At 33.6% G+C, this 13,366-nt stretch carries 12 protein-coding genes; 8 read left to right on the top strand and 4 right to left on the bottom strand.

Going from position 1 to position 13,366, the window contains the following annotated elements:
- Positions 1-46 precede the first annotated feature (46 nt).
- Positions 47-1,174, top strand: a complete 1,128-nt coding sequence (locus tag NYQ10_RS13435) for an acyltransferase family protein (protein WP_289876837.1) — start codon at positions 47-49, stop codon at positions 1,172-1,174.
- Positions 1,175-1,391: 217 nt separating this feature from the next.
- Here the strand turns inward: NYQ10_RS13435 and tyrS are convergent, their stop codons facing one another.
- The 3 genes from tyrS to NYQ10_RS13450 form a co-directional block, all read right to left on the bottom strand.
- Positions 1,392-2,594, bottom strand: coding sequence for a tyrosine--tRNA ligase (gene tyrS / locus NYQ10_RS13440; RefSeq protein ID WP_289876838.1), 1,203 nt, complete (start codon positions 2,592-2,594; stop codon positions 1,392-1,394).
- A 259-nt stretch (positions 2,595-2,853) separates the two neighbouring features.
- On the bottom strand, positions 2,854-3,960 hold the full coding sequence (locus NYQ10_RS13445) for an NADH:flavin oxidoreductase (RefSeq protein ID WP_289876839.1): 1,107 nt from the start codon (positions 3,958-3,960) through the stop codon (positions 2,854-2,856).
- A gap of 7 nt (positions 3,961-3,967) precedes the next feature.
- Positions 3,968-4,270: an ArsR/SmtB family transcription factor gene (locus NYQ10_RS13450; RefSeq protein WP_229351565.1), complete on the bottom strand. Its 303-nt coding sequence runs from the start codon at positions 4,268-4,270 to the stop codon at positions 3,968-3,970.
- A gap of 375 nt (positions 4,271-4,645) precedes the next feature.
- Here NYQ10_RS13450 and NYQ10_RS13455 point away from each other — a divergent pair, with 375 nt between their 5' ends.
- Positions 4,646-5,137, top strand: coding sequence for a TlpA family protein disulfide reductase (locus NYQ10_RS13455; protein WP_289876840.1), 492 nt, complete (start codon positions 4,646-4,648; stop codon positions 5,135-5,137).
- An 11-nt stretch (positions 5,138-5,148) separates the two neighbouring features.
- Complete coding sequence (locus NYQ10_RS13460) at positions 5,149-5,619, top strand: hypothetical protein (RefSeq protein ID WP_289876842.1); 471 nt, start codon at positions 5,149-5,151, stop codon at positions 5,617-5,619.
- 172 nt (positions 5,620-5,791) lie between these two features.
- Here the strand turns inward: NYQ10_RS13460 and NYQ10_RS13465 are convergent, their stop codons facing one another.
- The gene (locus NYQ10_RS13465; RefSeq protein ID WP_276174057.1) at positions 5,792-6,175 is read right to left on the bottom strand and encodes a hypothetical protein; all 384 of its coding nucleotides are present in this window, start codon (positions 6,173-6,175) and stop codon (positions 5,792-5,794) included.
- 211 nt (positions 6,176-6,386) lie between these two features.
- On the opposite strand from NYQ10_RS13465, the gene galA reads away from it, so the two are divergent.
- The 5 genes from galA (at position 6,387) to NYQ10_RS13490 (ending at position 13,228) form a co-directional block, all read left to right on the top strand.
- Entirely contained in the window at positions 6,387-9,206 is a 2,820-nt protein-coding gene (galA, locus tag NYQ10_RS13470; protein WP_289876843.1) for a beta-galactosidase GalA, read from the top strand.
- Between the two features lie 247 nt (positions 9,207-9,453).
- Positions 9,454-10,323: a helix-turn-helix domain-containing protein gene (locus NYQ10_RS13475; RefSeq protein ID WP_289876845.1), complete on the top strand. Its 870-nt coding sequence runs from the start codon at positions 9,454-9,456 to the stop codon at positions 10,321-10,323.
- A gap of 229 nt (positions 10,324-10,552) precedes the next feature.
- Complete coding sequence (locus NYQ10_RS13480; RefSeq protein WP_289876847.1) at positions 10,553-10,960, top strand: cupin domain-containing protein; 408 nt, start codon at positions 10,553-10,555, stop codon at positions 10,958-10,960.
- A 149-nt stretch (positions 10,961-11,109) separates the two neighbouring features.
- Positions 11,110-12,093, top strand: coding sequence for an aldo/keto reductase (locus NYQ10_RS13485; protein ID WP_289876848.1), 984 nt, complete (start codon positions 11,110-11,112; stop codon positions 12,091-12,093).
- An 82-nt stretch (positions 12,094-12,175) separates the two neighbouring features.
- Complete coding sequence (locus tag NYQ10_RS13490; RefSeq protein ID WP_289876850.1) at positions 12,176-13,228, top strand: NAD(P)-dependent alcohol dehydrogenase; 1,053 nt, start codon at positions 12,176-12,178, stop codon at positions 13,226-13,228.
- Positions 13,229-13,366 lie beyond the last annotated feature (138 nt).

Raw genomic sequence — 13,366 nt, forward strand, 5'->3', positions numbered from 1 at the left:
TATCAATTATAAATTAACCATTAACAATTAATAATTCACCATTATTATGAATGATATTACACCTAAAAAACACTACGAAATACTTGACGGTCTGCGTGGTGTAGCGGCAATTTTAGTTGTTGCTTTTCATATTTTTGAAGCTTTTGCTGGAGGAAACCGTTTCAAACAAATTATCAATCACGGTTATTTGGCGGTAGATTTCTTCTTCCTTTTATCAGGATTTGTTGTCGCTTACGCGTATGACGATCGTTGGGCAAAAATGACGCAATGGGAATTTTACAAACGTCGATTAATTCGATTACAGCCAATGGTAATTATGGGAATGATTATCGGGGCTATATTTTACTATTTTCAAGCATCCGATATATTATTTCCAATGATTGGAGGAATGGAAGTTTGGAAAGTCATTTTAACGATGGTAATAGGCTTTACTTTATTGCCAATTCCGCCTTCTTTGGAAATTAGAGGTTGGGGAGAAATGCATCCTTTAAACGGTCCTGCTTGGTCGCTTTTTTTCGAATATATCGCAAACATTTTATACGCTTTAATCTTTCGCAAATTTTCTAATAAAGTGATGTCGGTTTTTGTATTGATATTTGCTGGATTGCTAATCAATTATACCGTTTTTGGACCCAAAGGAGATGTGATAGGAGGCTGGTCGTTAAATTTAGAACAGCTTAATGTTGGTTTTACACGTTTGTTATATCCATTTTTTGCGGGTGTTTTGTTATGTCGTTTAGGCAAACTAATTCATGTAAAAAACGCTTTCTGGATTTGCACACTTTTGATAACGATTGTTTTAGCTCTTCCAAGGTTAGGAGATGAAAACAGCCTTTGGATTAATGGTATATATGAATCGATTTGTATTATTTTAATTTTTCCGCTTATTGTAGCAATTGGCGCAGGAGGAGAAATTAAAAACGAACTTTCTTTAAAAATCTGTAAAGCTCTAGGAGATATTTCTTATCCCATTTACATTACACATTATCCGCTAATTTATTGGTTTACAGCTTGGGTTGTAGATAATAAAGTTTCAATGAAAGATGGATATATGGAAGGAATTGGAGTTTTAATCGCAAGTATTATCATGGCTTTTGTATGCTTAAAATTATATGATGAACCAGTTAGAAACTGGCTTGTAAATAAATTTCTAAAGAGAAAAGTTTCTCTTTAGAGGTGCAAAGTTTCAGAGGAACAAAGGTTCAAAGGTAAAAGCTTTGTTCCTCTGAACCTTTGCCTCTTTGAACCTTAAATAAAAACTTTGAATCTCTTAATTTTGTTAGTTATGATATTCAAAAAAGGGATAAACTTTTAAGTTTATCCCTTTTGCATTTTAGATAATCAAAAGAAAACCTTTGTAACTTTGGATCTCTGTCTCTTTGTAACTTAACCTAAAGTAACTCATAAAAATTTCTCTTCCCAATTTTAATTTTGGTCTCTTTTTTTAATGAAATCAATTCGTATGGATTTAGAATTTTTTCGTGATTAATCTGAACAGCACCGCTTTCAATCAATTTTCTGTTTGCCGATTTTGTAATGTCATTTTTTATTAATGCGCACAAATCTATTAATGCCATTTGATTTGATTCATTTTCCAAAGAAGAAATCATAACCGATGTAAATGATTTTGCCTCTGCATTTTTATTTTGAAATTGATTAATAAAGAATTTCTCTGCATCTTCAGCACTTTTTACATCATGGTATTGCGTTATAATGTTCTTTGCAATTAACTTTTTAATGTTCATTGGGTTTTCCAGCTCCAATCTTTTTTTAATTTCTTGTTTTTCTTTAATTGAAAAATCGGTTGTCAAATCTAAAAACTCTAAAATAAGATTGTCTGGAATTGACATTGTTTTGCCAAACATTTCATGTGGTTCATCTGTTAAGCCGATAATATTATTCAAAGATTTACTCATTTTTTCCTTTCCATCCAATCCTTTCAATAGAGGCATACACATCACAATCTGAGGTGATTTTTTAAAGTTTTCCTGCAATTGCCTTCCCATCGTACAATTAAAAAGCTGATCTGTGCCGCCCATTTCTACATCAGCATTAATTTTAACCGAATCAAAGCCTTGTAAAATCGGGTATACCAATTCGTGCATTGCAATCGGAGAATTCTCTGTAAATCGTTTGTTAAAATCATTTCTGTGCATTAATTGTGCAACAGTCACGTTTGCCATAATCTGAATTACTTCAGAAAAAGAAAGTTGATCTAGCCAATCAGAATTAAAAACAATTTGAGCTTTATCTATATCAATAATTTTAGATAATTGCGCAATGTAAGTTTCAGCATTATGCTGAACTTCTTCTGCACTTAGAGGTTTTCGGCTTTTGTTTTTCCCTGTCGGATCTCCGATTCTGGCTGTAAAACTTCCAACCAAAATCACAATTTGATGGCCTAAATCCTGAAATTGTTTTAGTTTTTTCAATACAACGGCATGTCCTAAATGCAAATCGGGGGCTGTTGGATCAAATCCAAGTTTAATAATTAGTTTTCTGTTTTCTTTTTCTGCCTGATTTAATTTTTCTTCCAAACCATTTTCAGGAAGAAAGATTGCGGTGTTTTCTTTAAGTTTTTGAATTGTTTCCATTTTTTTGAAAATAAAAAAGCCCGGACGCAATGCCCGGGCTTTAAGGTTTATATAATTTATCTATTTAATTTACAATCGCGAATACGTTTAATTATATGCATAGCCTTTCCGAGCAGATATTATTGCATAATAATAAGTGCTGAAAAAAGGAAGACGTAATATGCTGTTCAAGAATTTCATGACTGCAAAGATAAAATTTTTAATTATGTATTCAAAAAAACTTAGTGCCTTAGAACCTTAGTAACTTAGCCTCTTAAATTTACTCTAAAACCAATTGACCTAAAGCTTCTTTACTGAAACCTTTTAATTCATCAGTTTTTCCAGCTTTAATTTTCGCCACCCAATTCGGATCAGATAAAAGCGGTCTTCCAACAGCAACCAAATCAAAATCGCCTCTATCGAAACGTCTGTTCAATTCTTCCAAAGAAGTTGGCTGAGAACTTTCTCCAGCAAATGCGCCAAAGAAATCACCAGAAAGTCCAACAGAACCAACCGTAATTGTTGGTGCTCCTGTAACTTTTTTAGCCCATCCTGCAAAGTTTAAATCAGAATCTTCAAATTCAGGTTCCCAGAATCTGCGTTGCGAAGCGTGTATAATATCAACTCCCGCATCAACAAGAGGAGTAAGCCAAGCTTCTAATTCTTGCGGATTTTTAGCCAATTTATAATTGTAATCAGAAGGTTTAAACTGAGAAAAACGCATGATAACAGCGAAATCATTTCCAACTTGTTTTCTAATTTCTTTTATAACTTCAATTGCAAAACGGTTACGTTCCGGAAGTGTTTTTCCTCCGTAAATATCTTCACGTAAATTTGTCTCAGCTCTAAAGAATTGATCGATTAAATAACCGTGTGCACCATGAATTTCGATAGTATCAAAACCTAATCTTTTAGCATCAGATGCAGCTTTACCAAAAGCAAGGATTGTATCTTCAATATCTTTCTCAGACATGGCAATTCCGTTTCTAAAATCGGGACGATTCAAACCAGACGGACCTTCAAAAGGAACAGGAGGAACCCATCCAGAATGATGATTATCCATAATTCCCATATGCCAGATTTGTGGTCCCATTTTTCCGCCAGCAGCGTGAACTTCATTAATTACTTTTTCCCATCCTTTTAAAGCTAAATCGCCATAAAAATGAGGAACATTTGCATCATTTGAAGAAGAAGCTCTGTCAATTACAGTTCCTTCAGATAATATTAAACCAACTTCGCCTTCAGCTCTTTTTTGGTAGTAAGCTGCTACTTCGTCAGTTGGAACTCCGTTTGGAGAGAATGAGCGCGTCATTGGCGCCATTACGATTCTGTTTTTCAGGTTTAACGTTTTTAAGTTAAACGGAGAAAAAAGGTTGTTTGTACTCATAGTAATTTTACAAATTAGATTGAATTAATTTACTGAGTGCTTCAAAGGCACCTTCGTTGCGTTTATAATAAGTCCATTGTCCAACACGCTTGGCTTCGATAAAACCAGCGCGCTGCAAAATAGACAGGTATTCGGATACTGTAGATTGTGTTAAACCAGCTTTTGCTTGAATTTGTCCAACGCAAACTCCGTGTTCAAATCCAGCGTGCTGCAATTGATCAGGAAAGTTAATTTCGGGCTCTTTTAGCCATTCCAGCATTTGCAATCTGGATTTATTTGATAAGGCTTTAAAAATTTCTATCTTTTCCATGATGTAAATATATCGACTTTTCCCGATATACCAATTAAGTAAAAAATATTTAGGATAATTTTATGATGGAGGAGAAGAAATGATGGAGAATTTGGTTAAGAAAATTTATATTTGCTTATGAATTAATCTCGCAAAGGCGCAAAGGCGCAAAGTTTTTTTGAATTGCCTCTAGCTTTAGCTGGAGATAGTAATGGAAGATTTAAAAGAGGCTTTAGCCAAACTTAATATTTTTTTGGCTAAAGCCTTTCAACTATCTTTTTAAACCTCCAGCTAAAGCTAGAGGCAACTCAGCTAAAACTAAAAAAAAACTTTGCGACTTTGCGCCTTTGCGAGATTAAAAAAACAACCCCAAATCCAAATAAAACTTAATCCATTATGAAAAAAACTTTACTCATTTTAGCATTTATATGCTGTGTAATTAACATTTCAAAAGCTCAAGTTGTAGGCGTTGATGTTGGAGATATTGCTCCAGAAATTGATCTTCCGAACACAAAAGGAGAAAACGTTGCACTTTCGTCATTACGAGGTTCTTTTGTTTTAATCGATTTTTGGGCTTCTTGGTGCGGGCCATGTATTAAAGAACAGCCTTTATTAGTAAAATTGCAGAATGCTTATCCTGAAAAATTATCTATTTATGGAGTTTCTATGGATACTAAAAAGCCATTGTGGACAGCTGCAATTGCAAAAGGAAAATTACCGTGGATAAATGTTAGCGATTTAAAATACTGGCAATCTCCATCTGTTGCTGACTATAGATTGCAATCTGTTCCGTTGAATTTTTTAGTGGATAAAAACGGAATTATTTTAGCAAAAAATATTCATGGAAAAGCTTTGGAAGATAAAATTAAAAGTTTGTTGGCGCCGTGATAATTCATAAAATGGAATCAAACCTTTCTCTATCAGATTTTCGTGCAAGATTGCAGAATAATATAGAAATTGGTTCTTTAAAAGTGAATTTAAGACGCTTTAGAATATTTCCCATTTTTGGTGGAGTAAAACCTTTTTACGGACTTTTTGATGATAATAGTTTTCGATTAACCATAAATTCAACTACATCTCCCACAATTTTTATTGTAAGAGGAAATTACAAGAATATTGATAATAGAGTTAATGTGAATTATATTGTTGAAGAAAACAGCAAATTTCAGCTGCTTTGGACAAAATTTTCTCCAGTAGTTTTTCTAATATTTATCAATATATTTTTTCTTTTCTTTGGAAGAGGCCTCAGACGCGCAACTACGATTGTAAGTTTGTTTCTTCTTATCGTCATTTTCTATTCCAGATGGAAAGAAGAACGTAAAAGGAAAAAACTGGAGAAAAAATTTATAAGAGTTTTTGAAATTAAATGAGTGAAAAAAGACAAACTTTTTTCACTCATTTTTTTAAGATTTTAAGCAATACTATATTGAAAAATAGTCGCTTCTTTGACAGATTTTAATGGTCTGTATTGAGCCACTAGGCAATTCTATCGATTTTAGGTCTTTCTCTAGTAATCCACTTCATTTTGTAAAGAAAAACAAATTAATTTCCATCAGTTGGATTTTTCTTTACCCCTCCAAAACTCGTTTTCAGCATTTCTCTAATCTGAAATTGCGTCTTGTTTCCCGATGCGCTTTTCCAATCTTTCAAATCAAATATATGAATCTGATCTGCGTAAGGATTTGTTAAAAATGAAATTCGTGAAATTGCATATTTATAGTATTTCAGTTCGTGAGAAACATGACGATTTGGAACAACAATAAGTATGTTTTCCCATTTCAAAAAGTCCTTCGGAACATCGTTTCGTTCTAATAATCCTAAAGATTCAAAAAAAGCATTAATCTTCTGATCATTAAGCTCATTAATCTTATGATCGAGGGTTTTAAATTTACTGTGGAGTCTATTTTCGTTTATAATAGTACTCATAATTTTCTTCGCTTTTTTATGATTTTAAAATAAAGTTACATCAAAAGAAAATCATTTTTGATTTTGAAGCCATTAGATTCATTCTAAATTTTAAATGCCATTTTACGGCTTTAAATATTAAGGAGTTATCACATTTTGATAAAATACTATCGATTTTTTGTATGTAAAAGCCTTATTTTTATCGCTATTTGATTTACTAACAAACCAACCTATGAAAACCTCTTTTATCCAAAAATCAATTTTGTCATTTTTTCTTTTGTTCTTATTGCCAGTTTTAGCTCAGAATAAATCGGATAGAGAGCTAATTTTAATTGATAAAGATTGGCGATTTTCATTCGGACATTTATACGATACCAAAAAAGATTTCGGTCACGCCGAAGGTTATTTTTCATACTTAACTAAAACTGGATTTGGCGACGGACCTGCTGCTTCAGGATTTGACGATCGCGCGTGGAGAAAATTAGATTTGCCGCACGATTGGGCTGTAGAACAGCCTTTTAGCGAAAGCGCCAGTTTTAGCCACGGATTTAAAGCTGCGGGTAAAAATTTTCCTGAAAAAAGTATTGGTTGGTATAGAAAGAAAATAACGATTCCGAATAGCGATTTAGGAAAAATTATTTCATTAAAATTTGATGGTGTTTTTAGAAATTCTAAAGTCTTTTTTAACGGATTTTATTTGGGAACTGAACAAAGTGGATATAATGGTTTTGAATACGATGTATCGGCTTATGTAAATTATGGCGGTGAAAATACGATTTCCGTTCGTGTTGATGCTTCAATGGAAGAAGGCTGGTTTTACGAAGGTGCTGGAATTTACAGACATGTGTATTTGCAAAAGACAAATCCGATACATATTAAGGCGAATGGAACTTATGTAACCTCAGAAATTAAAGGAGATAGTGCAGAAATAACGGCAGAAGTTTCTATTGAAAATAAAGGAAACTCTAAAGGTGATTTAGAAATTGTTCAGACGATTTTTGATGTTTCGAATAAGCAAATTTCAACTAATTCTGAAAAAGTTTCTGCGCCCGAATTTTATAAAACAGCAAATTATAGTTCAAAATTAAACGTCAAAAATCCACTTTTATGGGATGTTGATAATCCGAATTTGTATCGTTTAGTAACTGAAATTAAGCAAAACGAAAAATTAATTGACATTTATGAAACGCCTTTCGGAATCAGAACAATAAAGTTTGATCCAGAAAATGGTTTTTTTCTTAACGGAAAACCTTTAAAACTAAAAGGGACAAATAATCATCAAGATCATGCTGGAATTGGAACAGCGCTTCCAGATGAAATTCAGTATTATAGAATCGCAAAATTGAAAGAAATGGGCGCAAATGCCTATCGTTGTTCGCATCATCCGCCAACGCCAGAATTATTGAAAGCTTGCGATGAATTAGGGATGTTGGTTATTGATGAAACCCGTTTAATGGGAATTAACGATTATCATTTAAATGATTTACAACGAATGATGGAGCGCGACCGAAATCATCCAAGTATTTTTTGCTGGTCTGTTGGAAATGAAGAATGGCAGATTGAAGGCGGAATTATTGGCGAAAGAATTACCAATATTATGCAGGATTTCGCAAAAAGCATTGATTCTACAAGACCTGTAACAGTAGGAATTAGTAGCGGATTTAAAAGCGGAATATCTTCTGTGGTTGAAATTATGGGCTATAATTATCTCGGAAACGGAGATATCGACGCACACAGAAATGAGTTTAAAAATCAGCCAGGAATGGGAACAGAAGAAGGTTCTACTTTTGCCACGCGTGGCATTTATTTTACTGATGATGCGAAACATTATCAAAGCGCTTACGATAAAAAGCCAAGACCAACTTTTTACAGTATAGAAGAAGGCTGGAAATTTTACTCAGAAAGACCTTATTTAGCAGGAATGTTTATTTGGACAGGTTTTGATTATCGCGGAGAACCAACGCCTTACGGATGGCCTTCTGTAACATCGTATTTCGGAATGATGGATGTCTGCGGTTTTCCTAAAGACAATGTTTTTTACCTGAAATCTTGGTGGGGAAAAGAACCCGTTTTGCACTTATTGCCTCATTGGAATTGGAGTGGAATGGAAGGCAAAGAAATTGACGTTTGGGCATATTCTAATTGCGATGAAGTGGAGCTTTTTCTAAACAAAAAAAGTTTAGGAAAAAAGAAAATGGAACAAAACGGACATTTAGAATGGAAGGTAAATTACGCGCCTGGAACTTTAGAAGCTGTTGGTTATAAAAACGGAAAAAAAGTACTTTCAGATTTTCAGAAAACGACAGGTAAGGCAGAAAACATCAAATTATCTTTAGATAAAGAAAACGTTTTGAAAGGAAATGTTTCTGTTCTAACCGTTGAAGTTACAGATAAAAATAATTTGCACGTTCCAACCGCCAATGACGAAATTACGTTTTCAATAAAAGGCGGTAAAATTTTAGGAGTAGGAAATGGAAATCCAACTTCGCTAGAAAGCGATCAATTTATTGATGACATTGCTTTGGTTGCTATAAGTAATTTTAAAGAACAAAAAATTAATACTGCTTCTTTGCCTCAGCAATTACCAAATTATTCTAAGAACGAATGGACGGAAGCTTTTAAAGATCGTGATTATAAAAAACAAGCACCATCATATATTTATAAAGGAGAATTTGATTTGAAAAATAATTCGGCTTCAAATGTTGTGAGTTTCTTTTACAAGAAAATAGGTGTTCAAACTATAGTTTTCATCAACGGAAATAAAGTAGAATCAAGTGCAGAAGATCCTCAGAAATATATTCTAAGTTCATCAATTTTAAAAGAAGGAAAAAATACGATTCATATCGCCGCAACGCCTTTACAAAAAATAAAAGATTGGGATGTTATGAATACCGATCCAGGAATTATTCAGGTCATTACTCCTGCAGAACCTTCGAAAAGAAAGCTTTTTAACGGTTATGCTCAAATTATTATCCAAAAAGAAGATAATGCTAAAGAAGTTATTTTAACCGCTTCCGCGAAAGGATTACGGGCTGGAAGTTTGAAGAATTAGTTTTTTAACCGCAAGGGGCGCTAAGATTTACGCAAGGTTCGCAAAGCTTTTTTATGGAAGGAAATGATCTCGCAAAGTCGCTAAGACGTAAAGAAATTAGGCAAACTCTGCGTCTTAGCGACTTTGCGAGATTCAATTATTCTTTTTTTGCGTGCTTTACGTAAATCTTAGCGCCCCTTGCGGTTACCTTAAACCTAAAACAAAAATAAACCAAAATAATATTGTTTGATTTTCATAACTTTGCAAAATGAATAATCAAACAGAAACTCAGAATTGCGATTTTTCTTCAGATTTGAAGATGAAAGGATTTAAAGTATATCCTATAAATGGAGATTTTAGTAAAGTTCCCGTTTACAGTCGTAGAGATTTTTATAAAATCTGTATCAATACCAGTAAAAGTATCATACAATACGCTGATCGTGGAATAGAGACTGACGGTACGATTTTGTTTTTCGGTAATCCGATTATTCCGTATTCTTGGGAAACGCTTTCTGAAGGTTACGAAGGTTATGCTTGCGTTTTTACAGAAGAATTTCTAAGAGCAAAAGACCGTTCTGAAACACTTCATGAATCGCCTTTATTTAAAATAGGAGGAACGCCAATTTTTTCTTTAAATGCTGAACAAAAGCTTTTTATAGATTCTTTGTTTCAAAAAATGATTAAAGAATATGAAACAGATTATGTTTTTAAAGACGATTTGATGCGTAGTTACGTGAACTTGATTATTCATGAATCAATGAAAATGCAACCGTCAGAAAATTTCTTTAAACACAAAAATGCCTCTTCTAGAATTACCTCTTTATTTTTAGAATTATTAGAAAGACAATTTCCAATAGAAACTAAAAACGAACCTTTGGCTTTAAAAACGCCTCAAGATTATGCGCAAAGTCTTGCTGTACACGTTAACCATTTAAATCGTTCGGTAAAAGAAGTTACAGGAAAACCAACGACGGCACATATTACAGAACGAATTATTAATGAAGCAAAGGCTTTGTTGCAACACACAGACTGGAGTATTTCTGATATTGGTTATTCACTTGGATTTGAATATCCGAGTTATTTCAATAATTATTTTAAAAGACTTACAGGGACAGTTCCGAAATCGCTTCGAATGTAAATTGTTTCAATTTCATAATTTTTTGTTTGAATATTGTTATTTTCAGAAAGTCATGTTGACCTAATTTTGCCTTGAAATTACAACGCTGAAATAATTTATCAGTTTTGGAAAAACTAAATTGCTACTTCATAAAGCGGATTCTAGCTTTTTAAAATTTAGTTTATAATTCTGATAATGAATTACATAAGTGATTTTAAATAAAGTCAATCTCAAAAAAATAGCTAAATTTATGTCAACAAATTATTCAACCGTTATCGAAGAAGGAAAAGTGCCGAATACTTATATGACGGGTGACGTATCCTACAAAAAACAAACTAGTGATATTCATCCAGAAAACACTGTTATTAAGGAAGTTACTTTTGAGCCTTGCGCAAGAAGTAATTGGCATAGCAACGCAGGTCTGCACATGCTGATTGCAAAAGGAGGTATTGGATATTACCAAGAAAGAGGAAAAGCCGTTAGAAAGCTTCAAAAAGATGAGGTAGTTACAATTTTGCCAGATGTAGAACATTGGTACGGAGCAACTCCATTTGACAAATTCTCATATGTTGCCATTATCACAGAAGTAGATAAAGGTCATGGAACTTGGTTAGAAAAAGTAACCGATGGAGAATATTTTCTTTTAAGTAGTCTCTAAAAAAGTGCTAAGATACTAAGGTTCTGAGATTCTAAGTTTTTTATTTAGACTTGGAAATATTCTTTACGTGCTTTGCGCAAATCTTTGCGCACTTTGTGGTTAAATCTGAAACTTGAAACAAAAAAACAACCCTAAAACAAGAATAAAAAATGAAAAAACGCATTTTAGGAAATAGCGGTCTTGAAGTCTCTGCATTGGGACTTGGCTGTATGGGAATGAGTTTTGGTTATGGTCCAGCTCACGACAAAAAAGAAATGATTGCTTTAATTCGTTCGGCTTATGAAAAAGGAATAACTTTTTTTGATACAGCAGAATGTTATGGACCATTTTTGAACGAAGAACTTTTAGGAGAAGCTTTAGCTCCATTTCGCGATAAAGTTGTAATTGCAACGAAATTCGGTTTTTTAGAAGGTGATTCTAAGAAAGGACTAGATAGTCGTCCAGAATGGATTAGAAAAAGCATTGAAGGTTCATTAAAAAGATTGAATACAGATGTGATTGATTTGTATTATCAGCATCGTGTTGATCCAAATGTTCCAATTGAAGAAGTTGCGGGAACAATTAAAGATTTGATTCAAGAAGGAAAAGTAAAACATTTTGGACTTTCAGAAGCTGGCGTAGAAAACATTCGAAAAGCGCATGCAGTTCAACCTGTTACGGCGCTTCAGAGCGAATATTCACTTTGGTGGAGAACTCCAGAAGAAGAAATTTTTCCAGTTTTAGAAGAACTAGGAATCGGATTTGTGCCTTTCAGTCCGTTAGGAAGAGGTTTTCTAACAGCAAAAATTAACGAAAACACACAATTTGATAGCTCGGATTTTAGAAATTCATTGCCTCGTTTTGCGCCCGAAGCGAGAAAAACAAATCAAGCTTTTGTTGATCTTTTAGGCAAAATAGCTTCAGAAAGAGGCGTAACAAATGCACAAATTGCTTTGGCATGGAATTTAGCCCAAAAAAAATGGATTGTGCCAATTCCTGGAACTACAAAATTGCATCGTTTAGAGGAAAATATAGGAGCAATAGATTTAGAACTTTCAACAGAAGAAATTGCATCAATTGAAACTGCACTAGCACAAATTAAAATAGAAGGATCTCGTTATCCAGCACATTTAGAGAAACAGGCAAGTAAGTAAATTGGATAATGTGGCAATTTGAAAATTAGATAATTCAACCTGGAACCTGAAACACAAAAACAAAAAACAAACTATAAAAAAAATGGAAACAAAAAACATAAAAGCATTTGGTACAGAAGCGGCTGACGCGCCTTTACAAACATTAGATATTAAGCGTAGAGCAGTTCAGGCGCATGATGTGGAAATTGAGATTTTATATTGCGGAATCTGTCATTCAGATCTACATTCGGCTAGAAATGAATGGCATGGTACTATTTATCCGATAGTTCCTGGGCATGAAATTGTTGGACGTATTGTAAAGGTTGGAGATCATGTAAAAAACTTTAAAGTTGGCGAATTAGCTGGAGTTGGCTGTTTGGTTGATTCTTGCAGAGAATGCGAACATTGCAAAAATGATTTAGAGCAATTTTGTGATGAAGGAAGTGTCCAAACATTTAACTCGCCTGACAAGCATTTAGGCGGACAAACTTTTGGAGGTTATTCTCAAAGTATTGTAGTTGATGAAAGCTTTGCATTACACATTTCAGATAAATTAGATCTTGCGGGAGTTGCTCCATTATTATGCGCAGGAATTACAACTTATTCGCCATTAAAACACTGGAAAGTTGGTCCTGGTCAAAAAGTTGGAATCGTAGGAATTGGAGGTTTAGGTCACATGGGAATCAAAATTGCAAAAGCTATGGGTGCTCATGTTGTAGTTTTTACAACTAATTTATCTAAAACAGAAGATGCGAAACGTCTTGGAGCAGATGAAGTTGTATTGTCTACAGACGAAGCGCAAATGGCAGAACATGCTAGAAGTTTAAACTTTATTTTAGACTGCGTTTCTGCAGAACATAATATCGACGCTTACTTAAATTTACTAAAAGTTGACGGAACGCTTACTCTTGTTGGAGCTCCAATGGATCCGCTTCCTGTAACTTCTTTCAGTTTGATTTTAGGAAGAAGAAGTTTTTCGGGTTCTTTAATCGGCGGAATCGCAGAAACTCAAGAAATGCTGGATTTCTGTGCAGAACATAATATTACAGCTGATATCGAATTGATTGGCGTAAACGAAGTAAATGACGCTTACGAAAGATTATTAAAAGGTGATATCAAATATCGTTTTGTAATTGATATGGCTTCTTTGAAATAAAATTCAAAGACTCTAAGGTTCTGAGATTCTAAGTTTTTTAGTTTTTAATTATTTCAACATCTTAAAAAGTAAAAATAGATGCTGAGATTAAAGACAAAGTAAAAAACTTAGAATCTCGGCATCTTAATAACTTAGCCT

Origin of the sequence: Flavobacterium johnsoniae, from assembly GCF_030388325.1 — a bacterium.
Lineage (GTDB): Bacteria > Bacteroidota > Bacteroidia > Flavobacteriales > Flavobacteriaceae > Flavobacterium > Flavobacterium johnsoniae_C.